General features: G+C 44.6%; 33 protein-coding genes. 30 read left to right on the top strand and 3 right to left on the bottom strand.

What is annotated here, in order from left to right:
* Window positions 1-10: 10 nt before the first annotated feature.
* Window positions 11-595, bottom strand: coding sequence for a rhombosortase (rrtA, locus tag B1L02_RS08450; RefSeq protein WP_088530680.1), 585 nt, complete (start codon window positions 593-595; stop codon window positions 11-13).
* An 82-nt stretch (window positions 596-677) separates the two neighbouring features.
* On the opposite strand from rrtA, the gene ggt reads away from it, so the two are divergent.
* The 7 genes from ggt (at window position 678) to B1L02_RS08415 (ending at window position 8,218) form a co-directional block, all read left to right on the top strand.
* Entirely contained in the window at window positions 678-2,438 is a 1,761-nt protein-coding gene (gene ggt / locus B1L02_RS08445) for a gamma-glutamyltransferase (RefSeq protein WP_088530679.1), read from the top strand.
* A 172-nt stretch (window positions 2,439-2,610) separates the two neighbouring features.
* Complete coding sequence (locus B1L02_RS08440; protein ID WP_088530678.1) at window positions 2,611-4,305, top strand: NAD-dependent malic enzyme; 1,695 nt, start codon at window positions 2,611-2,613, stop codon at window positions 4,303-4,305.
* Between the two features lie 216 nt (window positions 4,306-4,521).
* On the top strand, window positions 4,522-5,226 hold the full coding sequence (locus tag B1L02_RS08435) for an SIMPL domain-containing protein (RefSeq protein WP_088530677.1): 705 nt from the start codon (window positions 4,522-4,524) through the stop codon (window positions 5,224-5,226).
* A gap of 57 nt (window positions 5,227-5,283) precedes the next feature.
* Window positions 5,284-5,658, top strand: a complete 375-nt coding sequence (locus tag B1L02_RS08430; protein ID WP_088530676.1) for an MAPEG family protein — start codon at window positions 5,284-5,286, stop codon at window positions 5,656-5,658.
* Window positions 5,659-5,660: 2 nt separating this feature from the next.
* Window positions 5,661-6,314 carry a sulfotransferase family protein gene (locus B1L02_RS08425; RefSeq protein WP_088530675.1) on the top strand — a complete coding sequence of 218 codons (654 nt, stop codon included), beginning with the start codon at window positions 5,661-5,663 and terminating at the stop codon, window positions 6,312-6,314.
* Window positions 6,315-6,356: 42 nt separating this feature from the next.
* Window positions 6,357-6,929 carry a tRNA-(ms[2]io[6]A)-hydroxylase gene (locus B1L02_RS08420; protein ID WP_088530674.1) on the top strand — a complete coding sequence of 191 codons (573 nt, stop codon included), beginning with the start codon at window positions 6,357-6,359 and terminating at the stop codon, window positions 6,927-6,929.
* Between the two features lie 44 nt (window positions 6,930-6,973).
* Window positions 6,974-8,218, top strand: a complete 1,245-nt coding sequence (locus tag B1L02_RS08415) for a S41 family peptidase (protein ID WP_088530673.1) — start codon at window positions 6,974-6,976, stop codon at window positions 8,216-8,218.
* A 184-nt stretch (window positions 8,219-8,402) separates the two neighbouring features.
* On the opposite strand, the gene B1L02_RS08410 is transcribed toward B1L02_RS08415, so the two are convergent.
* The gene (locus tag B1L02_RS08410) at window positions 8,403-8,696 is read right to left on the bottom strand and encodes a hypothetical protein (protein WP_088530672.1); all 294 of its coding nucleotides are present in this window, start codon (window positions 8,694-8,696) and stop codon (window positions 8,403-8,405) included.
* Between the two features lie 216 nt (window positions 8,697-8,912).
* On the opposite strand from B1L02_RS08410, the gene B1L02_RS08405 reads away from it, so the two are divergent.
* From B1L02_RS08405 to B1L02_RS08320, 21 genes are all read left to right on the top strand, one after another.
* Window positions 8,913-9,098, top strand: a complete 186-nt coding sequence (locus tag B1L02_RS08405; protein ID WP_088530671.1) for a hypothetical protein — start codon at window positions 8,913-8,915, stop codon at window positions 9,096-9,098.
* Window positions 9,095-9,310, top strand: coding sequence for a hypothetical protein (locus B1L02_RS08400; protein WP_088530670.1), 216 nt, complete (start codon window positions 9,095-9,097; stop codon window positions 9,308-9,310). Before B1L02_RS08405 ends, B1L02_RS08400 begins: the two co-directional genes overlap by 4 nt.
* Window positions 9,307-9,669, top strand: a complete 363-nt coding sequence (locus B1L02_RS08395) for a hypothetical protein (RefSeq protein ID WP_151208247.1) — start codon at window positions 9,307-9,309, stop codon at window positions 9,667-9,669. The genes B1L02_RS08400 and B1L02_RS08395 overlap by 4 nt, the downstream gene beginning before the upstream one ends.
* A complete protein-coding gene (locus B1L02_RS08390) occupies window positions 9,659-11,605 on the top strand; it encodes a hypothetical protein (RefSeq protein ID WP_088530668.1) in 1,947 nt (648 codons plus the stop codon). Before B1L02_RS08395 ends, B1L02_RS08390 begins: the two co-directional genes overlap by 11 nt.
* Entirely contained in the window at window positions 11,598-11,783 is a 186-nt protein-coding gene (locus B1L02_RS08385) for a hypothetical protein (protein WP_088532253.1), read from the top strand. The genes B1L02_RS08390 and B1L02_RS08385 overlap by 8 nt, the downstream gene beginning before the upstream one ends.
* Before the next feature lie 12 nt (window positions 11,784-11,795).
* On the top strand, window positions 11,796-12,425 hold the full coding sequence (locus tag B1L02_RS08380; protein WP_088530667.1) for a hypothetical protein: 630 nt from the start codon (window positions 11,796-11,798) through the stop codon (window positions 12,423-12,425).
* A complete protein-coding gene (locus tag B1L02_RS24360; protein WP_088530666.1) occupies window positions 12,394-12,807 on the top strand; it encodes a hypothetical protein in 414 nt (137 codons plus the stop codon). Before B1L02_RS08380 ends, B1L02_RS24360 begins: the two co-directional genes overlap by 32 nt.
* Entirely contained in the window at window positions 12,797-13,597 is an 801-nt protein-coding gene (locus B1L02_RS08370) for a hypothetical protein (RefSeq protein WP_088530665.1), read from the top strand. Before B1L02_RS24360 ends, B1L02_RS08370 begins: the two co-directional genes overlap by 11 nt.
* Window positions 13,598-13,880: 283 nt before the next feature.
* Window positions 13,881-14,726, top strand: a complete 846-nt coding sequence (locus tag B1L02_RS08365; RefSeq protein WP_088530664.1) for a major capsid protein P2 — start codon at window positions 13,881-13,883, stop codon at window positions 14,724-14,726.
* A gap of 9 nt (window positions 14,727-14,735) precedes the next feature.
* Complete coding sequence (locus tag B1L02_RS08360) at window positions 14,736-15,041, top strand: hypothetical protein (protein WP_088530663.1); 306 nt, start codon at window positions 14,736-14,738, stop codon at window positions 15,039-15,041.
* Window positions 15,042-15,164, top strand: coding sequence for a hypothetical protein (locus B1L02_RS24995; protein WP_257790110.1), 123 nt, complete (start codon window positions 15,042-15,044; stop codon window positions 15,162-15,164).
* Complete coding sequence (locus B1L02_RS08355) at window positions 15,165-15,383, top strand: hypothetical protein (protein WP_088530662.1); 219 nt, start codon at window positions 15,165-15,167, stop codon at window positions 15,381-15,383.
* 9 nt (window positions 15,384-15,392) lie between these two features.
* Window positions 15,393-15,749: a hypothetical protein gene (locus B1L02_RS08350; protein ID WP_088530661.1), complete on the top strand. Its 357-nt coding sequence runs from the start codon at window positions 15,393-15,395 to the stop codon at window positions 15,747-15,749.
* Entirely contained in the window at window positions 15,739-16,575 is an 837-nt protein-coding gene (locus B1L02_RS08345; protein WP_088530660.1) for a hypothetical protein, read from the top strand. Before B1L02_RS08350 ends, B1L02_RS08345 begins: the two co-directional genes overlap by 11 nt.
* An 11-nt stretch (window positions 16,576-16,586) precedes the next feature.
* Entirely contained in the window at window positions 16,587-17,624 is a 1,038-nt protein-coding gene (locus B1L02_RS08340) for a hypothetical protein (RefSeq protein ID WP_232003165.1), read from the top strand.
* The gene (locus B1L02_RS08335) at window positions 17,624-18,106 is read left to right on the top strand and encodes a virion protein (protein WP_088530658.1); all 483 of its coding nucleotides are present in this window, start codon (window positions 17,624-17,626) and stop codon (window positions 18,104-18,106) included. Before B1L02_RS08340 ends, B1L02_RS08335 begins: the two co-directional genes overlap by 1 nt.
* The gene (locus B1L02_RS08330; protein WP_088530657.1) at window positions 18,099-18,479 is read left to right on the top strand and encodes a hypothetical protein; all 381 of its coding nucleotides are present in this window, start codon (window positions 18,099-18,101) and stop codon (window positions 18,477-18,479) included. The genes B1L02_RS08335 and B1L02_RS08330 overlap by 8 nt, the downstream gene beginning before the upstream one ends.
* A gap of 3 nt (window positions 18,480-18,482) precedes the next feature.
* Window positions 18,483-18,632, top strand: a complete 150-nt coding sequence (locus tag B1L02_RS24015) for a hypothetical protein (RefSeq protein WP_167651255.1) — start codon at window positions 18,483-18,485, stop codon at window positions 18,630-18,632.
* Window positions 18,626-18,781: a hypothetical protein gene (locus B1L02_RS24010; protein ID WP_167651254.1), complete on the top strand. Its 156-nt coding sequence runs from the start codon at window positions 18,626-18,628 to the stop codon at window positions 18,779-18,781. Before B1L02_RS24015 ends, B1L02_RS24010 begins: the two co-directional genes overlap by 7 nt.
* A gap of 623 nt (window positions 18,782-19,404) precedes the next feature.
* Entirely contained in the window at window positions 19,405-19,632 is a 228-nt protein-coding gene (locus B1L02_RS08325; protein WP_088530656.1) for a DUF3892 domain-containing protein, read from the top strand.
* A 10-nt stretch (window positions 19,633-19,642) separates the two neighbouring features.
* The gene (locus B1L02_RS08320) at window positions 19,643-19,867 is read left to right on the top strand and encodes a hypothetical protein (RefSeq protein ID WP_088530655.1); all 225 of its coding nucleotides are present in this window, start codon (window positions 19,643-19,645) and stop codon (window positions 19,865-19,867) included.
* 33 nt (window positions 19,868-19,900) lie between these two features.
* Here the strand turns inward: B1L02_RS08320 and B1L02_RS08315 are convergent, their stop codons facing one another.
* On the bottom strand, window positions 19,901-20,383 hold the full coding sequence (locus B1L02_RS08315) for a hypothetical protein (protein ID WP_088530654.1): 483 nt from the start codon (window positions 20,381-20,383) through the stop codon (window positions 19,901-19,903).
* 388 nt (window positions 20,384-20,771) lie between these two features.
* Between B1L02_RS08315 and B1L02_RS08310 the strand changes: the two genes are divergently transcribed.
* On the top strand, window positions 20,772-21,155 hold the full coding sequence (locus tag B1L02_RS08310; protein WP_088530653.1) for a response regulator: 384 nt from the start codon (window positions 20,772-20,774) through the stop codon (window positions 21,153-21,155).
* Window positions 21,152-22,057 carry an AAA family ATPase gene (locus B1L02_RS08305; RefSeq protein ID WP_088530652.1) on the top strand — a complete coding sequence of 302 codons (906 nt, stop codon included), beginning with the start codon at window positions 21,152-21,154 and terminating at the stop codon, window positions 22,055-22,057. Before B1L02_RS08310 ends, B1L02_RS08305 begins: the two co-directional genes overlap by 4 nt.
* Window position 22,058 lies beyond the last annotated feature (1 nt).

The following is a 22,058-nucleotide window of genomic DNA, read 5'->3' as shown; positions in this document are numbered from 1 at the left end:
AAAAGCCAGCTTAAGCTGGCTTTTTTCTTTTATAAAATAAATAGATAACAGCTAAAATTACACCACCAACTGCACCAAATAAATGTGCTTCAATGGCGACTCTCGAGTCTATCAGCTTAGCTACATCTGCGCTTGCACCCGCATATTGCTCCCAACACACCTTTGCCCACACACCAATAAACAACAGATATCCAGTTGTTAGCTTCCGCTTAATATCTTCTAGCGCTCCCCAGACGATAAGCCCATGTAATAAGCCGCTCAAACCTGTATATACAACAATGTTTGTGGCAAATAGCAAGATCATCAGCCCAGTAAACAGGCCAAGAAAAATCACATTCAGCCAATATTTTCTTAGTCTTGTATATTCGGCATGTAATAACCAAATAAATAAGATACCAAGCAGGTTTAGGATCAGGTGATACCAATTGCTATGGGTAAACTGGCCGCTCAAAATACGCCATAATTCCCCCTCAGCAATTGCATTTCTGTCAAAATCTAAGTATGGGCCAAGCCCGAACAACATTAGTATTGTTGACAATATCGCCAAAGACATAGGGCCAATGAGGTATTCTTTGTTAGTTGGAAGTTCAAACATACGATTTCACGTTATTATTTTTGCATATTGTGCCTAATTGCTTTTATGATGCCAAATATAAGACGTAAGCAAAGTGGGTATTATGAAACATACACTTGCATCACTAGCCGTGATTGCCGCATTCAGCTTTTCAACCAACACCTTAGCTGAGCAACAAAAAACCGAAATTAGAGAGCCGGAAGCCGCAACGGGTTTTCAATCTAAAGAAGCACGCACTGCAGAAAAGTATATGGTCGTTGCTGCCAACCCCTATGCGAGTAAAGCAGGTCAATTGATGCTTTCAAAAGGGGGAAGTGCGGTTGATGCTATGATAGCGACTCAACTTGTGCTTACTTTGGTTGAACCGCAATCTTCAGGTGTAGGTGGCGGGGCATTTATCCTGCACTACAACAAAAAAAACAATGAATTAATTAGTTTTGATGGTAGAGAAACTGCACCAAAGCTTGCAGGTCCCGATCTATTTTTAGATGATACTGGCAATGCGGTTAGGTGGATTGAGGCTGTGGTGGGTGGTCGCTCTGTTGGCGTGCCAGGCATTCTGCACGCGTTTAAATCAGCACATGATAAATACGGTAAACTGCCATGGCAGGAATTGTTTAAGCCGGCTATTGATTTAGCTCGAGACGGATTTATTGTCTCTCCACGCTTGAATATGCTACTTGAGAAAAAGCTTAATCCTGGTTTAACAAAGCTCAGCCCTGCAAAAGAATATTTCTATCCAGACGGTAAAGCACTACAACCCGGGACCCTTAAAAAGAATCAGCCTTTGGCAAACCTTTACTACAAGGTAGCGACACAAGGGATCCAAGCCTTTTATGAAGGACAGAATGCGACCCAATTGGTGGAGGCTGTGCAAAAGTCTGAAATCGCGCCTGGCAAATTGGCACTGAGCGACTTAGAACATTATAAAAGCAAAGCCCGAGCAGCTATCTGTACTGAATATCGTGCGTACAAAGTTTGCTCTATGGCGCCACCTAGCAGTGGCGGTATTGCCGTATTACAAATGATGAAGCTGTTGGAACCCTATGACCTTAGTAAATATAAAGCAAATGACCCAGAAGCCTTGCACCTCTTTACTCAAGCATCTCGCCTAGCGTTTGCCGATAGAGATTTTTATGTAGCCGATCCTGACTTTGTTGAAGTGCCAGCAAAAGCATTGCTTAACGAACAATATTTACTTAGCCGCAGCAAACTTATCGGCGAGATGGATAATCATGACTTCCCAGTAGGCGATCCAACTTCGGGTGCACTCGCGTACGCCATGGATGATAGTTATGAATTACCCTCGACCAGCCATGTGTCGATTGTGGATGCAGATGGTAATGCCGTTTCAATGACAAGCTCAATTGAAATGGCATTTGGCTCAACGGTAATGGTTAACGGATATTTACTCAATAACCAATTAACCGACTTTGCGCTTTCTCCAAAGGTAGGAGATAAATGGGTCGCAAATCGAGTAGAAGCAAACAAACGCCCGCGAAGTTCGATGGCACCCGTAATGGTGTTTAACAAAGACGGCTCGCTTAAATTAATCGTCGGCTCACCTGGCGGCAGTCGTATTATCAACTACGTTGCTCAAACCTTAATTGGTGTACTTGACTGGGGGTTATCTCCACAGGCAGCCATTGATTTACCAAAAATCACCAATCGCAATAAGTACACAACGCTTGAAAAAGGCACTGAGTTGACAAAACAAGCGCCTTATTTTGAAAAAAAAGGTCATGAAGTACAGATCCGTGACTTAAACTCAGGTCTGCATGCCATTGAGGTACGCGGTACGCATTTAATTGGTGGTGCAGATCCAAGAAGAGAAGGTGTTGCACTCGGCGAAAGCAGCGAATAAGCCGTGGTTTCTTAAGTGCTTTTAGGCTATAATTTGGCGTTCCAGAAAAATTCGTTTAGCGTGCTCTGGAACACGTTAATAATGGTCTGATGAGCACTAAATTCATTGTAATTTAATCCTTTTCGACAATAATGAACCCTTAGACTAAAAAATTAGTGTCAAGCTTGTAAATATGACTAAACAAACCGATCCAAATTATCTCTACATTCCCTATTCAGGTCCTACGCTATTAGAAACGCCTCTGCTGAACAAAGGGAGTGCATTCTCTCAACACGAGCGTGAAAATTTCAACCTAGCAGGACTGCTTCCTCCTCGTTATGAGACGATTGAAGAGCAAGTTGAGCGTTGTTATCAGCAATATTCGAGCTTTAGCGACAACCTAAACAAGCACATTTACCTTCGTGCTATTCAGGACAATAACGAGACGCTTTACTACCGCTTAGTACGCGATCATTTGGAAGAAATGATGCCAATCATCTACACCCCGACAGTGGGTGATGCATGTGAGAAGTTTTCTGATATCTATCGCAGCTCTCGTGGTTTGTTTATTTCATATGAAGATCGCTATCAAATCGACGATATCCTACGAAATGCCACTAAAGGCAAAGTAAAAGTCATCGTCGTTACAGATGGTGAACGTATTTTAGGTCTTGGCGACCAAGGTATTGGTGGTATGGGTATTCCTATCGGTAAGCTGGCACTTTACACCGTATGTGGCGGGATCAGCCCAGCTTACACACTGCCTGTGATGCTTGATGTAGGTACAAACAACGAAAAGCTACTCAATGACCCAATGTACATGGGCGCAAGGCACCCTCGTATCGGACAAGATGAATATGACGAATTCTTAGATCTGTTCATTACAGCAGTAAAACGCCGTTGGCCTAATGTATTGTTGCAGTTTGAAGATTTCGCACAACCTAACGCAATGCCACTATTGAAGCGTTATCGCAACGAGATCTGCAGCTTTAACGACGATATCCAAGGAACCGCAGCGGTCACTGCTGGTTCGCTACTAGCCGCTTGCCGTGTAAAAGGGGCGAAGCTCTCTGAGCAAAGAGTGGTGTTTGTTGGTGCAGGTTCTGCTGGCTGCGGTATTGCTGAGCAAATTATTAGTCAAATGATTTCTGAAGGGATAACCGACGAGCAAGCAAGAAGCCAAGTATTTATGGTGGACCGTTTTGGACTTTTGACAGAGGGAATGGAAGGGTTAAGAGATTTCCAAGAAGCGCTAGTTCAACAACAAGCAAACCTTGTAGATTGGACATACAGTGGTGAATTTGCATCCTTATTAGATGTGATGCACTGTGCAAAACCAGACATCTTAATTGGTGTATCTGGTCAAGCAGGTCTATTCACTGAACAAGTGATCCGCGCAATGCATGCTGGATGCGAGCAGCCGATTATTTTCCCTTTAAGTAATCCTTCACGGCAAGTTGAAGCTCATCCAAAAGATGTGATTGAATGGACTGATGGTCAAGCGATTGTCGCTACAGGCAGCCCATTTGAACCTGTAGTACATGGTGAGCAGACAATCATCATACCTCAATGTAATAACAGTTATATCTTCCCAGGTATTGGCCTTGGTGTACTTGCAGCTAAAGCAAATCGTATTACAGATAGCATGTTGATGGTATCGAGCGAAATGCTTGCTGAGTCATCACCACGTGCTAATACGGGCAAAGGTAGCTTATTACCAGCACTAACTGAAATTGAGCCGTTGAGTAAGCGAATTGCTTTTGCAGTTGCTAAAAAAGCAATGGAAGAGGGCGTTGCGCTTGAAATGGAAGACGACGCAATTTGGGCAGCGATAGAGAAAAACTATTGGCTCCCTAAGTATAGAAATTACAAACGCTGTAGCGTCTAATTGCTTTTATTTAGCTAAAACAGACATCGCCGCCATTTCACATTGGCGGCGATTTTGTTTATTAATCACGCACAAGTCTAAATTTGAGAGTACTACATAGACTTCTCAAAGTGACAACTTCCTATTTTGTTAAAGTTTGTTATCCTGAAATCCAATTCAGTAGTTGTTAATTGAAATATGCTTGAATATACGGGTATCACATTTTAGGAGCAAAAGATGCGAATTTTAACTGGCTTACTGGCATTATGTTTATCTGGATTTAGCTTTGCAGGCGCATTGCCTGACTCTCCGCATTTATATGTTAAAGGCACTTCATTTATTCAAGTACAACCCGATACTGCGACCATCCGTGTTGCCATAACCGAAAAGCAAAAGTCGCTACCCACGGCAAAAGAAAACGTCGACAAAATCATGGCGAAAGCCATCGAAATCGCTAAACGCTTCGATATTAAAGAAGATGATATTCATGCAGAACAGCTGAATGTTCACAGACAGACCCGCTACAACCGTGAATCAAACGAAGAAGAGTTTGATGGTTTTCGCGTAAGCCGTAGCCTGACGGTGAAGCTCAAAGATATTAAAAAGTACCCTGAGTTACTTCAAGAGTTTGTAGACAGCGGCATCAACCAGTTCAATAACACTGAGTTTGGTGTTGAAAATGAAGGCAAGTACCTGCAAAGCCTCAAGAAAGCCGCCATCAAAGATGCAAAGAAAGCAGCAAAAGAGCTAGCAGGCGACTTTGATGTTGAATTGGCAAAGCTGTACTCCGTTTCATTCCAACCAATGCAAACGCCAGTTCAACCGTACGTACGATCTGCTGCAATGGCGATGGAAGCAGATCAAGGCGCTTACAAAAATGCGTATAATACAGGTGCAATTACATTGAACGCGGAAGTTTACGCCGTTTACTTAATTGAGTAATACTGGCTGTGAACTAATTAAACTTATACACTAAGCCCTCCATTGGAGGGCTTTTTTATGATCACCGGTTTATATGCCGCATTACTGGCACTAATCTATATTAAACTCAGTTTTAACATAATATCACTCAGACATAGACACAAAGTATCGCTAGGAGATGGCGGTATCGATGCGCTACAAAGTGCAATACGGATCCACGGCAACTTTATCGAGTACACACCATTCGTACTGTTAATGATGTTGTTACTCGAAACTCAACAAATCAACCCTTATCTACTTCATGGTTTTGGCATTGCCTTTTTGTTTTCTCGGGTTGCGCACTATGTTGCACTCGATAAAACTAACTTTTCATTCAGAAAAGTGGCGATGGCAACAACATATGGAGTGATACTTATTTTAGCGTCATTCAACCTCGTGTATTACTTTATCTGACTATGACAAAACACAAAATTCTGGTAACGGGTTTACCACGAACAGGCACGACAAGCCTGTGTATTGCTGCATTAGGTGCTGGATACAAAACAGCACATACTGCATACACTAGGCAAGCATTAGACAGCGCCGAATTGCTTGCCGATACCCCCGTTTTTGCTGACTATGAAAAATTATATGCTTTATATCCTGAAGCTAAAATAGTCCATTTGACACGAGATTTTGAGCAATGGCTTCCCTCAATTAAGCGTTTGATGAAGGCAATGAAAGAAAACTTACTGTCACAAAGAGGGGGCTTTAACGATACCATCAAGCGTTGTTATTTGGAAACTTTCCCTGATTTTGACAAATATTTTGAAGATGATGATTATTGGCAGGCTTGTTATAGCAAGCATTATAATAGGGTGCTTAGCTTTGCAAAAATGAATCATATTCCTTTTATTACAGTAAATCTAACCGCTACTGATGTCGAGCAAGCTCTGGCAGAATTTATAGACGTGGATCGGGACAAAGTGGCTATCCCACATGTCAATATCGGCGGTAAAATAACTGCATGGAAGTGGTTTTCACACCCCAATAAAGTGGAATCGACGCGTAATGGTAAAGCAGATAAAGACACGGCGCTCTTTAGCATTCAAGTTCGCTCAAGCGCGTGAGTTTGTTATACTCAACACAAGCTGTATATACAAGATAGAATTATGTTTGAATTAAAATACCATACACCTTTTAGCTGGACTGAAAAAGTCCTAGCCGACTTTGATACCTTTCTTCAGGATCACGCCGCAGCAGAAAAAAAGGCAGCTGGAATGGCGATGGCAATGCTTGGTCATTATCCAGATAGGATCAAACTAGTAAAAGCAATGGCTGATCTCGCAATAGAAGAAATGATCCATTTTAAACAGGTACTTAAGATTTTAACCGAACGTGGTACGCTACTAGGGAACGATCAAAAAGACCCCTATATAAAGCAAATGCGCGCATTGTTTCGCCAGGGCACAGATGAATATTTAATTGATAGATTGCTGATTGGTGCAGTAATTGAGGCTAGGGGCCATGAGCGCTTTTCTTTAGTTGCAGAAGCGCTTCCTGAAGGCAAAGAGAAAGACTTTTATGTTGCAATTGCCAAATCAGAAGAGAAACACAAAAACCTATTTGTGGAACTTGGCTACGAGTATTTCGACAAGTTAATTATAGACAAACGCCTAGAAGAAATTCTCATAGCAGAAGCGGATATTTGTAAGCGCATTCCATTTAGCGCGGCGCTCCATTAGTACGAAACAACTGAAACTAAATAATAACAACAAGGAAGTAAATTATGAAATTAAAGACATTTTTATGTTTAACTTGCCTCCTAACGACAAATTTTGCTTCAAGTAGTGAGAGGTTTAGTGCGCAGGATGCTTGGAAAGAACTCGATCATAACTTGCAAACCCATTACGCGTACCTAGAGGACTTTAAAGGTTATCAGCAAACCCGGCAACTATTTGAGAATAAGTTAAACAGTTTAGATTCAAAACAAGCCTTTATTGATCTTAGCCAAGCATATTTACGCCATTTCACAGATCCGCATCTCAATCTTGGTCCATTAAATGAAGAGGATTACAGTGTATATCCGACAGGTGCAGATATGTATGTCGAATTTAACGATAACAGCGCACTTATTATTGACGTCAAACGTAACAGCGATGCAGACGTTAAAGGACTAAAACCCGGAGATAAAGTGACAAGGATCGATGGCAATACAATACCTCAAGCTATCCAAGACGTAATGCAGGTGCCATTGAATCAATTGAATAAGGCTCAGAAGAGTTATGCACTGAATGTTGCGTTAGGGGGTAAACGCTATCAAAAGCGTAAAATTGAATTTATACGGGATACAAAGTTAGTCACTGTCGAACTTGCCGCAAGTTATGATGCAATTAATGCGCTACGTAAGGTGCCTAAAGTATCCTATGAAAAAATAGATGAATTTGGTCATATTCGATTTAACAACGCCATGGGTAACGCCCAAACCGTTGATGAGTTTAAAGCAGCATTAGAGTCAATAGGAGAAGTAAAAGGTTATATTATTGACCTTAGAAATACCCCCAGCGGCGGAAACACGGGTGTCGCAGAACCCATACTTGGACATTTTACTGATGTGGAAAGCGTTTATCAAAAGTACCGTACGCAAACGGGAACTGTGCCATTTCAAAATGCAGAGTTAAAAGATGCGCTAACTAAACCAGCACAGCCACAGATTAAGGTACCGTATGTGATACTTGCTGGGCGATGGACTGGCAGTATTGGAGAAGGCATGACAATTGGCTTTGATGCATTGGGTTCTGAAGCAGTAATCGGCGCACCAATGGCTGATTTGCTTGGCGGCATCAAACGTCTCAATCTTGATGAAAGTGACGCTTGGGTTGAAGTTGGGTTTGAACGTTTGTATCACGTAAATGGTAGTTTTCGTGAAGACTTCGAGCCAAACATACTCGTAGCTGGCGACATGGATGAAGATGGTAAAGACGTTGCGTTGGGAACAGCAGTGTCAGTTTTATACCTAAAAACGACGAAGTAGGTTAAAAAGCAACCAATAATAAAAGGTCAAAAAATTTTGGTTGTACAAGAAGGCTAAGATAATCTCTTTTAATTTATCTAATTTAACATAATATAAAACATAAGTTTACCGATTGTCTGGACAGTAGAAGTGGTGCGGTTTTAACATGCTATTTACCCGCAAATTGACGGGGGAAAAATGCTGCCTAAGCAACACTTTTCCGCCAAATTTTTGCCGCCTCTTCATCACCGCGACTTTCAGCCTTGTGAGCTTGAATAATTGCCATAGTTTCAAGGGGTTCGGGGTGGTCTCCCACCAACAGTATCTTCAAGCAAGTTAATTCCGAAAACTCACTTTTGCCTGTTCTTACCGAGCTAACGTTCTGTGTGGTTATACATAGCAGTTTCGCTGCCATGTAGTCGGAGTCAACATCTATCGCGGTTTTGAACCAATCAAGCAGCTCGATTGAGTTGGTTATTTTCATCAGTTTTCTCGTCATCAATAAAATCCCTGTATTTGATTGTAGCCCTATGCAAACGAACTTTCATTAGTCCAATGGCGTTTGCATATGCAAATGCATTTGTATAAATTCAGCTTCGTTAACCAGTTTCTCAACTGATAACAATCCCTTCGGCGTGACTGCTGTATGGCCATACAGTAGTCACATTTTTCTTAAGCCGAAGTGAACAAGGACTTTTTAGCCGAGGTGATAACCATGCAAACAACCCTAATTACAGATTCAAATCATTGGGCGCGACAGTTAAAAATCGTTCGTGCGCTTAAGTCGAAACACTTCCCGAAAAAACCACGCCCTGAGCCTGTGGCCGAGCCAATCACTGAGTATACGGATATGAGTGCATTGCATTCTGCGAGCTACTGGAACAAGCAGGGGGTGCTATGAAGTTTTCAAATACTTACTTTTCTGCGATGCGTGTGGCAATCCAGCAATGCACTTATCTTCACTCTCGCCCTGCGTATCAGTACACGGTAATGACGCTTGCAAATCATTTATGGTTTGTTGATGAGCTTCATGAACTTGGTATGCACCGCATAGCGCATAAGCTTGATGATGCGATTTGTAATGTCGTCGAAAGAAATGGGGTATGCAGATGAGTAATTCACCTTGTGAAATCTGCGGTTACGAACATGCAGACAGTTATGCAATTTACACCATGCCAATTGAGCTGTGCGACGTTGCGCAGCAAGAATACGATATTTGGCTTTGTTGCGATTGTATCGAGATGTGCGAAAAGCGTGTTTCAAAAATACGTAGCCAAAAAGAAAGCCCGCTTTCCGATGAAGAATTTGTGTTACTCAGTCGAGCCGCAATCTGTGGTTGTGATGAGTGGTTAGAAAAAGCAAGCTTAAGCATTGTTGACCAAGAGGGCTATGCAGTAACCAAAGCGCAAATTGACAAGGTGAATAAGGTGCTAGCTCGCCTTGCAAACCTTTGGGGGAAAAATGCCAATTAATATCCCCGAACATATCATTCAAGATTCAGCAGAAAGCGCCCTTAGTGGCGCTTTTTATGGTTCACCAATCCAAAAGGCCACGCCGCTTTGGTGGATAGAAGAACTCGATGCAAAAGCCCGCAAAGCGGACGCCCCGAAAGGGGTGGAAAAAGCTAGGCTTGTCAGAACCCGCAGAAGTCCGACAGGGTTAGAGAAGTCGAAAAAACAGCACGTTAGCGCAGCACAGCAAGCACACACAAGACAAAAAGCCGAAAACCTATACACGGCCGCTGTAAATCAGATGACGCCAGAGCAGCGTTTAGAGCGTCTTGGCTTGCGTGACGGTGAGCGAATGGACTATGCAACGGGCGAAATCGTGTCAAAAGCGGTGTCTTACGTTGACCCTAATCACTTTGAGTCAGCCGTTTTTGATGACACACCAAAGACCACCACACGCAAAAATGGCAAGGAAGTCACCTTTAGCCGCGATTTTACAGGCTACAAAGGCGGCAAGGTTGACTACAACAAGAGCCGTGTTCACTTCCAAACGCGCAATTGGGATAACAGCTACCGCATCGTATGCACGCAACTCACCCAAACCAGCGACGCACCGGACGCCAACACGGGCGCATTGTTCACATCGAAATTGACCAGCCGCGCAAGTGGCAAAATCATTGATAGTGGCCTCTACATGCAAGCGGTTCGCGGTGGATTTACTACGTTCGCCACCATTACATTCAACGCCACAGCACGCCGTGCGCTCAATAATTGTGAAACCACGATAGGGCAGCAAATGAGTCCATTTTTAGATGCGCTTGGCAAGATGCACAAGCGCGGATGGGTGAGCCGTAACGGTGGCGAGGGGTTCGCGGGCGATAAGGTTAAAATCGGCAATAAATCAGTCCGTGCATCAGGCGAATTTACCTACCTTAAATCTATGGGCGGGGAAAAGGTTCACACCGATGTAATGCACGAAAATGAGCGTGTCTATCAATTCGATGGAAAGCCGCAAATCATCAAGTGTGTGGGCGCAAGCGACAAGCCGATTTTCGACTACGTTTGGGTAGCGGAAGCACCGCACGAAATCATCGAAACTCGCACTTATCCGTGGGGTGAAGTTTCGTCACTCGGACACCAAAATTATCACGTTCACATGCTCATGCGTTGGAACGTCGAACACCACCATTTTCGTGAATGGGCGGCTCGCATTGAATCACTATGGGGCAAAGGTTACGTGAAGCTTGAGCGCATCAAAAACGCCAATGCCGCCGCAAAGTATCTCCTTAAAGCCGTTGGCTATATGACCAAAGGTCAAGCGGGCGACCAAGGCGAAATCAAAGGCAATCGCTACAACATCAGCAAAAGCGCTCGTGCCTTGCCATGGGAAAACTGCGCCACGCATGAGGCGCAGCACATGTATGGGTTGATCCAAGAATACATGCAAGGGCTTGAAGCCAAGCGCCAACGCAAAGCCGCAGTCGCCAACAAACTCAAAATGACTATCGGTGAGCGCGAAAAGCAAAAGGGCTTGAATAAAGGCAATTTCAGCGAAAAGCGTGCGCAATTCATAGCGAAACTCACCGAACGCATGACCGCACTTGAAGACAAGGTTAAGGGTATCGGTCGCGAAATTCACGGCAATTTTGCGCGTGGTGGCATGGCGCAATTTGCCAGTGATAACCACTTCCTAGAGTTTGTGAATTGGGCTATTGGCGTGCGCGGTTGGAGGCTAAAAACGGCCTTTGGCAAGTGTGCCGATACCAGCGAAATCGAACAAACAAGACAAGACGAGTCAGCCATCAATCAATGGCTCATTCAAACACAGCAAGCAGTGAACAATTCCATTGATTCACTGTGTAATTGGTACGACAGATTTGAACGTGTGCAACCCCATGAAGCGTTGGCATATAACGAGCTGTCACTGGTGACGGGGAATGTATATGGCTTCAATGAGTAGAAACCAACGTTATGAACAAGCCCGCAAAGCAAAGGGCGAAAAAAAGGTAACCATGTGGATACCAGAAAACGCAGAAGTTGAGGTTCGGCAAATGTGCGAGTTCTTATGTGAAAACCCGCACCATGTGCCGTATATGGCTCGTAGCTTAGTTACGGGCAAATTCAAAAAAGCAGTTTAACAAGGAACAGCCATGCAAAACAAAATCGAAGCTATTAAAGACATGCTAGACGAGGCCAAGCGCCTACCCGCGATTAAGGCCGCTGCCAAAATCGCGGCCGCAGAGAAGGCGCTTGAAAAAGCGCTCAGTCTCATTTCAGAAGTTGCCCACCGCATTGAAGTATTGGAGGGGGTAACAGGCGTGGGGGTCACTATGAGTAAATCCGCCAATCCCGATTTAGGCCATATCCAGTGTGATGGATGTAGCGGCATGGCTGCAATTCGAAGACAACGAACAGGCAAACAATACCTGTATCTACACTGCCCAAATTGCGGCATGGACAAGCGAAGCGGCCACCTCATTCAAGCGAAATGGGAAAAGGCCATTAAGGGCGAAGTGAGCGAAACACTCGCTACTGAAGTGCCAACCAATCAACCCGTAATAACACATAAACCAGCGGCCAACGAATGGACGCCAACCACAACCGAAACGGAGCAAAATCACGATGACCAACAAAGCGAAGCAGAGCGAAACAACAAACGAATTGGAAGCGAATCAGAGCGAAAGCGAGATGACAGCGGAACAAATTGGGGCGCAATCGGGCGCGGTGTCTTTGCAGGACTCTGCGCAGTTGCAGGAATTCGAGTACTCGCATCTAGCTAGTTATACAGGCGACAATGCCGAACTTGATCAGCAAGGCGAAAGCACCGAGGTCACAGAATCTGAGGTTATGACAGACGATGACATGGCGGGATTTGCTGCGCTTGGTGTTGACCAGCTAGCGAATTTTGTTGAGTCGAGTTTCGATGCGCCTGTGACCATCGACCACGACACACGCGAAGTAATAGCAGCGCGTGCTTTGCCTGTGATTAAAAAGCACTGCAAGGGCGGAAAAATGCCGCCTTGGCTTGCGAAATACGGTGAAGAAATTCAACTCGGTGTCGTGCTGGCAACCACTGCCTTTTCGCTATTCTCTCAAGTGAAAAAGTACGAATCACTGAATACGCCTAAAGCGGAAGTTAAGGAGGCGCAAGTTGGCAATTAACGATGATAACTCACTGAAAGCCAAACACGTATGTGTACTGGCTGGCACGGGCGGCGGCAAATCAGCCGCCATCAAGCTGATGGGCATGATCGGCAAGCACGCGGCCATTTTTGATTTGTACGGCGAATATAAATTTGATGGCCGTAGTAAGTCGCCTTTTAACGGGTTGGGTGGTCGACCTATTTACCGCTTTAATTCGCGCAAGGCATTCGCTAAAAATTTCATTGATGCGTGGTCAAGTGGTAAGGCGTTTGTGGTTGCGTATTGCCCTGAGTTCCCAGTGACGTTAAAAGGCGCTGAACTCAAAGAAGCCAGAAAGCGAGAGCTGGAATGGTTCGCACAACTCATGTGGAACGCATCGGACGGGAATCGCGAGCTTGATGTGGTCATTGAAGAACTGGCCAAGCTAACTGATTCAGTGGGTAAAGATGACACAATTGTGGGCGAGCTGGCAACGGGTGGCCGTAAGTTCGGCATTGTGCTTCACACTGTTTTTCAGCGCAGTCAGGAAGTGCCAAAAACCATTTGGAGTAACAGCCCACGAAAAGTACTAGGGGCACAAGAAGTAGAAGCGGACGCCAAGCGAATGGCTACCGAATTTTCTACCGAAATGGCGAACGTAATTCGCATTAGTGTGTTGAACGGACAATACGAAGAAAAGCGCCTTTACTATCTGGTAAAACACAAAGGCGGGATTGGTCAAATTGAGCCGTGTTACATCGACATTAAAACGGGAAAAGTGCACAAATTGACCATGGAACAATTCAAAGGAGAAGCTGAAAAAGCGTAAATTCAAGAAAAAACCACACTAAATTTCACCCCAAAAGAGCGAAAATTTCGCTCTTTTCGCTCTAGGGGGAGCGAAATCCGTTTGCCAAGAGAGCGAAACGCCTGATTTATTAATTAACGCTTTTTCACACGCAATTGGCGTTAACTTAAAATTAGGTAATCACATGCTAGATAAAAACACCCTTGTTCCAGTCGCCGTTACATTAGGCGTTCTTGCCGCAATCAATAACATTCGCGCGCTTCGTTCCGTTAAACGTTTCATCATCGGTTAAGGGGACAAGTACATGTTAGAACTATCACCACTTAACAACATCACAGGCGTTCACGCTGGCGGCACGGCTTCGGTAAGTCTACCGCTTGGCCTGACATACGAAACTATCTTTTTTGATTTACAGGGTATTACCCCTGCACAAATCAAAAACTTTCGCGTTGAACTAAATGGCCGCATGCTGACCGAGTACGAAACACTGGCGGAATTGGTTAAGGAAAACGACTACTACGAGCGTGAACAGCTTGATGGCTATGTTGCACTTCACTTCACCCGTCCAGAAGTAAAAAGCGCACTATCGCCAGACCTGCAAGTTCAGCGTTTCTTCGGTCTTGGCACAGTCGGCCTTGAGTTGGCACAAATCAAATTTGATATCGACAGCGCGGCAACCAACCCGCAGATTAAAGCATGGGCGCATAAGTCAGCGGGCACGTTGCCGGGCTGGTTGTTCAAGCGTCGCGTTTTCCGCTTCAACTTCGCACAAGGCACTAATGAGGTGGCTGATATTCCACGCCCAGAGGGCGCGCACATCGCGCTGATTGAAATCCGAAAGCCAGTGCAAGACACAGAAAACAAGGTCGGTGTGACCGAGGTTGAGTTCCTCGTCAACAACACCAAATGGCGCGACCGCCTACCACTCAAACTACACAACCACATCTTGAAGCAAGGCGGCCGCACCGCCCAAAAAGACACCTTTGCTGTAGACCTAATGCAGCAAGGGGATGTGTTTAGCTCTTTGATGCTGACTAAGACAGGGGAAAACGCTATCCATGATATGCGCTTACGCATTGATTGCGATGAGGGCGGCGCGGCTTCGGTCATTGTTCACTACGCAGATAATTACGCTGCAAGTTCATTCTAAGGGGGACTGATGACAGCACCTGCGAATAGCGGCTTTTGGGGGTCGGTTGATTCCGCCCTTGGCCGCGCATTAGAAGTTTGGGGACAAGTTGAGGCAGTCAAGGCAAAGAAAGCCTCAACGGGTCAATTACAGAATGAGCAAGCCAACACCACGGAGCTAGACAATGGCGCGGCGGTGTTGGTTGATGCACCAAAAACCACAGCACAACCACCACAGCGACAAGAGCCGATGATATTCGGCATTAAGCAATCTCACCTTTTGATGGGGTCGGTTGGCTTATTGGGTTTTGCACTAATTATTAAGGCGGTTAAGTAGATGAACAAGAACACCATAGCATTTTTGAAAGGGGTCGCAATGGCGGCATGTGGCGCACTTGCGGCGAGTGTGGTGAACGATGCATATCGCAAGTATCAAGCACGTAAACAGGCGGCTAAGTAAATGGTCGGCGCGTTATTAGGTGCAACGGGCGCAATGCCTAACCTCACAAACGGGGCGGGTAGCCCCATCACTGCGGGTCCAGCGACATCGGGTGTGGGCGACCAATCACAATCAAGCGGCTTCCAAGGTGGCAATATCAACTTTGGCGGTGGTGGTAATAACCAGTTATTGATTGTCGGTGTGCTTGTGCTTGCTGGCGCGTATTTGTTGACTAGATAGGGGGATAGGGTGCGCGTAGCTCACATCGACGAGTTTCATCACGTTAAGACCGCAGCGCTTGACGATTATGACGAAATCAAGGCTCAGGTAGAAAACAAGGCGGCCGCACTGGTTGAGTTCTCTGGCTGTTATTGTGTGCTGCGCGCGGATGTGGACGGGCTTTGTATTGTATGTGCAGAGGGCGAAAACCTGTTACACATCGCCCCACTTATCGTTGCATTTGCTCGACGCATCAAAGCCCCATCCATTGTATTTCATACCAAGCACAAGGGGTTATCACGCCTCTTGTCTGCCTATCCATTCAAGCATGAAAGCACGCTTGCGGATGGGCACAAGGTTTACAGGATGATTTTGAATGTCGAGTAAATCCAGTTCAGACGCCCGTCAAACCACCAATAACACGTCAACGACGTTCGGGATTGATGGTGACAACAACGGGTATATTACCAATGGGGACGGTAACACGTACCACATTACACAAACTGACCACGGCTTAGTAGATGCGTTAAGTGCGTTCGGCAGCGACATTAGTGGCGCGGCCATTGCGGGTTTTGATGCAGCTAGCAACATGACCACAGACGGATTTAATTTTGCCAGTGACGTTACACGTGGCGGCTTTAACTATGCCAGCGATGTGAACCGCGATTCACTGGACTTTGCAGGGGATGCACTTAACCAAGTTGGTGACACCGCAGACACGGCCATTACCGCAAACAGTAACCTTGCTCGGGATATGGTTGAGTATTCCGCAGGACTAAACAGCGATGTACTTGGCTTTGCGGGTGACACGCTAGACACCACGGTCAACGCGCTAAGCGATGCCAATGGACGTATTGGCGATATCGCATCGGATGCAATGAGCAATTCCGCGCATCTTGCAGGAATGTCCATTGATGCCGCAGACAATGCAAATGCGCGCATGTCTGATTTGGCTTATGTGTCTATCGACAAGGGCAACAACCTTGCGCGAGACCTTACCGAATCCATGCTAAGCGCCACCCAAGACGCCTATAAAACGGCCTCAGACCAATCCATTTTAGCCAACAAACAAGCGTTTCAATTTGCCGATAACGCCAGTCGCTCAGATGACCAGCAGCTCGCAGTAAGCACCAATAAAACCATGATGGTGGTGTTTAGTGTCGTTGGTGGCGTTGCTGCGCTTGGCGTTGTGGCTTACATGCTTAAGGAATAAACCTCATGCTGATGCGTAATATTTTAAAAAAAGATGAAGTGTGGATGATTAACCAAAGCGGAAGTGCATTCTCAGTTATTCGCGCGCAACTTGGGTTAAGAGTAAAGCTATTTGATAGTAGGGGTGATGTCGTTTTAGATTCTGAGGTTGAACAAGGACTCAACCTAAAAGACATCAATTATGCGTATATGTACTTGCTTGCTGAGCGTGATATGCGCGTTGCGGTTTGGGTTGGTAAACATCCGTATAGTTATACCCCTCAGCCTGAGCGTGCATCCGTTATCTCATCGTATACCGTACCAACAAGACCAGGAGTAAATAAGCTCATGGATTTTGACCCGCCACGACTGCGCGCCATGCTGCAAGCACCGTTTGATATTTGGATTGGCGGCGATGATATGACGGGGGATTATGGCTCAGTCAAAAACGGCCGATTGTTTAGGGCTGGTGCTGAAATTGAACTCACAAACTTCGGTGATATTTACTATTTTATCTCAGCCGAAAACAAGCGCGTGTTTCAATCCCAAAGTATTCAACTGCCCTATGTCGTAAGGTATTTAAACTACAACGATGATAGGCCATATACGCGTTCGCAGTTAGAGGGCGAGAGCGTGCCATATTTTGACGTGTTTATCCCTGATGAATTGGACAATGTGCCGTTTGATTTAAAGGTGGATGACACGGTCAAAACCTATCCTTGGACTGAGACAGGTGGCGGGATATACGAGGCAGGTATATACGCAACGGTTGGAGATATTAATACGGAGACACTGACGCTGTTCAAATATGACCGAAGTCCAAACGACACAAACGCGGCGACACCTGAGGGGGATACAAACTGGCCTTATGGCGATAAAACGTTAAGTGTCACGCTATCTAAAGGGTGGCATAGGCTATTTATGGCCTGTGTATCACCACCCAAAACAACCGCTCGGGAAAACGGCCACGCCAATTTCACACCATCGGTGATGTATTTTGAATCGGTGTTCACCAATCAAGATGCGCTGCTTTCGTTGGGTGATGTGCAAATTCTTGAGGAACGGGCGTAATGCGCTTTGAAACGACTCACATTATCACCGCTTTAATTGTATTAGGAATTGGCTATCTCATGACGACAAAAGACACGGTTCGCGGGCTACGTAACAACAACCCGCTAAACATCAAAGAGGGACGTTTGAATGATATTGAATGGGAGGGCGAACACGAACTTGACCTAGACCCCACCTTTGAAGAGTTCCAAACGCCTTTGTATGGACTTAGGGCAGGGGCGCGCATTCTGCGCACCTATGCCAATAAACACGGACGTAAAACCATTGGCCGCATCATTGAACGATGGGCACCGACCAATGAAAACGACACCGCCAATTACATTAACTTTGTGGTCGATTATACGGGCATTCCAGCCAATCGGCTGCTTACCCGTGATGAATATCCGCATGTAATGGCCGCGATGATACACATGGAAAACGGCGAGCAACCGTTCCCACTGGAGACCATCAAGCAGGGGTTTGAATGGGGGTTCTATGGGTAACTTCATTAGCAAAAATCTAAGCCTCGGCTTAACACTGTATGCGGTGTATTGGCTATACAAAAAGATTGATAGCACAACCAAGCCGCTTACTGAAACCGCAGGCAATGCACTGGCAGAAATCCAAATGTGGGCAAATGGCTCACATCCCATTCACCGCGCATGGGCGGGTTTCTTCTTGGACACAGAAGCGCTTACACATGACTACTATCTAAAGGACGAACTCTGGTACGAGGCCATTGATAAACTGCATGATGGTAACAAACTGCTACTGGATGAAATCTTTGATCTGAACATGCAAGTAAAGCCCAAATACCACGTCTTGCTTGATAACGAGGTATCACCCAAGAGCATTGCAACGGTAAATAGGCGGTAGGGTATGGATATGTCTACATTGGCCGTGATAGCGGTAAACGTTGGCGGCTTCGTTGCCACCATCGCCACGCTAAAGAATGACATCAACTGGCTAAAGGTCATCATCAACGCGCAAGACGAGCGCATTAAACAATTGGAGGCAAAAACATGTTAACAACTATCGGCAAATATCTACTAACCAAGCTCGCCACGGAAGCTTTTATTAAGCGCGTGTGTTTATCCACTGCTAAACACTTGGCGAACAAGACTACGAACAAGCTAGACGATGAATTAGTGGCCGCACTGGGTGAGGCACTAAACTAAAAAAAGGGCTGCGATATCGCAGCCCAAACCACTAAGCCGACTTATCCTTTTTCTGCTGCTCAAACCTGAGCATGGCATCCTTGAACTTAAAGCGGTCTGACACTTCTATCGTGTGTTAGATTTAATTGACTTAAAAAAGGTAGCATTACATCGGCCTTTTTATCAATTTTTTCAAGGTGGTCAAATACGTCCTTCCAGTAATCATAAAAAGGTATATAGTTTTATCGAGATAAGGCACTGAGTTATCTCAGCAACTTCATCATCTCAATCTAGACGGAGAAATTTAAACGTCTTTAGGTAATCTAGATAGAAGTATCGAGATGAGCTGTCCGTGTTGTGGGGATATTCATTTCAAGTTTGATGATGAAATTTCAGAGGAAGAAAAAGCCTACAACGACCATTTTTTTAGGTCTGGCCAAAGACCTGAACGCTTCTATTTTTTAATTAGAGGTGTATCATATAGATGTGCTTGAATTTTATGCAGTCAATATCATCTGTTTCGAGCATAAAAAAGGCTAAACATTGCAGTGTTTAGCCTGTAAGTAAATGAGGTTGCTCATTCATAAAGTTCAACTGAATGCTAGCACCTCTTTAAGATTAATTAAATAAATAAGAGGTAAATTATGCCTAAAAAGACAAAATTAAAGGTTATTAAAGGTAATAACGATGGTAAAAATGGTGCGAATGCCACGTATCAAGTAGGGAAAAATAAATCTGTTAAGAAAAGTGTTTTAATTAAGCAGGTGGAAATGGGCAAGCACCCAAATCATCAGGTTGTAAGGCCAGCCAAAAGTGCAAATTACGTTCGCAGCAAAGCTGACGGCCGAAAAGCCAACAACGTAAACCGATAGGGGGCAATTGATGAATACTTACATTCTTAATAAGAATAAACAACCTTACTCTATTGGTGGGAATTATGAGCTTCACAATGAGGGAGCATGTAAGCACCTGCCTGACATAGAAAATAGAGAGTATATTGGTAGATATGACTCTGACTTTCAGGCACTGTTAATAGCTAAGGTGAAATATCCAAATCGCAATATTGATGGTTGCATTCATTGTTGTAACAGTATCCACGTAGAGTAACAAAAAAGGGCTGCGATATCGCAGCCCAAACCACTAAGCCGACTTATCCTTTTTCTGCTGCTCAAACCTGAGCATGGCATCCTTGAACCTGAAGCGGTCAGACATTTCAATTAAATCCCGTCCCATTTCCTTGAGTTTATCGCGAGCAACAACCAACTCTTTCAGGTAATCAATTTCTGCCTGTAGGGATGCTGTTTGCGCTTCATGATAGCGTGAAGTCCTTTGTAGAATGTCGATTTTATTTATGTAATCGGGTTCATATCGTGCGCCGCGAGGAGTCCATAAGTAGCCATCTCGGCATATAAAAAAGCCGTCCCAAGCTTTGTCATTGGACACGCTCCCATTTATACGCATTTCTAAGAGCCGCACCGCGCGGGGACATGGTTTATTTTTGCTGATCCAACGCTCAAGCGTTCGCTCTTTGACCATTAAAAATTCGCATACCTGTTTGCGGTTAAGCTTCCCAAAATTCATAAATCCCGCTCTGAAAAGTAGATTCTTAAAATCTGTCATCATCAATCCTTACTTCCTTTGACGTTGTTTTTGCGTCGAGCGTCCTGCACGGAAGTGGGTTTTTATATGAAATTTTTCGATTAATAAATTTAGAACAATCAATTTTGCTAATGATACAGAAAAACGAGAAAACTTATGAAAATAAGGCTTAGAGAGGGATTTTTGATTGAACCATGAAACACCCGCAAAAGTGTCGCAATTCAGGTCATTTAACATAATATAAATTATAGGATGTATGAATTAGGTAGGTAAGTAAACCAAATAACCCGCTTTGATATGTCCAATACTAGACGGTATCGGACATTAATGAAAAGTTTACTGCATTTTCTATTGAGCTATGGTTTCGCTTTTTATAGTATGTGGTTGAATTTGTAATTTGAAGTATCGACATATGGAATTTGTAAGACCGCTAGAACCAATCTTGATAATTGATGACGCTGTTGAGATCAGAGATTTTCTGACACAGATTTTGGAAAACTTAGGGTTTGAAGAAATTTATGGTTGTGAAGACTTTGATTCTGCAAAACCGCTACTAAAACATAAACAACCCAGTGTTGTCTTCTTAGATATTGAGCTTCCTGATACAGATGGCACCGAAATCCTTTCCTACATTAACGAAAATTTTCCAGTGGCCCATGTCATCATGTGCTCTGGTCATAATAGTATGGAGAATGTTCAAAATACTTGGGAACTTGGTGCTAAGGGCTTTATCGCTAAACCTTTCAATGCACATAAAGTGGATTCGGTAATGAAGCGTTTAGAGCTGGTTACATGAATGAAGAAATAAAGAAACTTACCGATGCGCTCTCTACCGTTATTTTAGAAAAGCCTGAACAAATAAAGCTCGCGATCTGCAGTCTTTTGTGTCGCGGTCACTTGCTTATTGAAGATTTGCCAGGTATGGGAAAGACGACGTTATCTCATTCTCTTGCTGATGTGTTAGGTCTCACATATCGTCGAGTACAATTTACTAGCGATTTGCTCCCAGCTGATATTACTGGAACTTCCATTTTTAACCGAGAACATCAGTCTTTTGAATTCCATCCTGGTCCCATTTTCACCCAAGTTTTACTTGCCGATGAAATCAACCGCGCAAGCCCAAAAACTCAAAGCGCCTTATTGGAGTCCATGGAAGAACATCAAGTTACCATCGATGGGGTGAGCCATGAGCTCCCTAACCCATTTTTTGTGATTGCAACGCAAAATCCACAGCATCAGTCTGGCACGCATCCACTGCCAGAATCACAACTAGACCGCTTTTTTATGCGTATAAGCTTGGGATACCCCTCGGAAATGGCAGAAGCGCAGTTAATTAAATTAGCTGGAAAAGCGAGAAAACTGACTCAAGCACCACAAGTGATCGATGTCAAAACACTGTTGGCGTATCAACAAGTTGTGCCTAACATTGTGCTAAGTGACGCTATTATTGATTACATCCTTCGCTTAGTTAACTACACGCGCAGCTCAGGTCAATTTAGCGATCCTTTATCACCAAGAGCTAGCATTGCGCTTGCAGCCGCAAGTCGTGCGTATGCGTTTATTAGTGGTCGAGATTTCGTGATACCCGATGACGTTCAGGCCGTTTTCACTTCAGTCTGCGCTCATCGACTTGGCGTTACCACGACTAATGAAGCAGAAGTTCAGACACAGGTCTTTCAAAACGTACCGGTACATTAAG

This window comes from Pseudoalteromonas piscicida, from assembly GCF_002208135.1.
Lineage (GTDB): Bacteria > Pseudomonadota > Gammaproteobacteria > Enterobacterales > Alteromonadaceae > Pseudoalteromonas > Pseudoalteromonas piscicida_A.
Note: the sequence above shows the minus strand (reverse complement) of the source record. Positions and strands in the feature narration are given on the sequence as shown.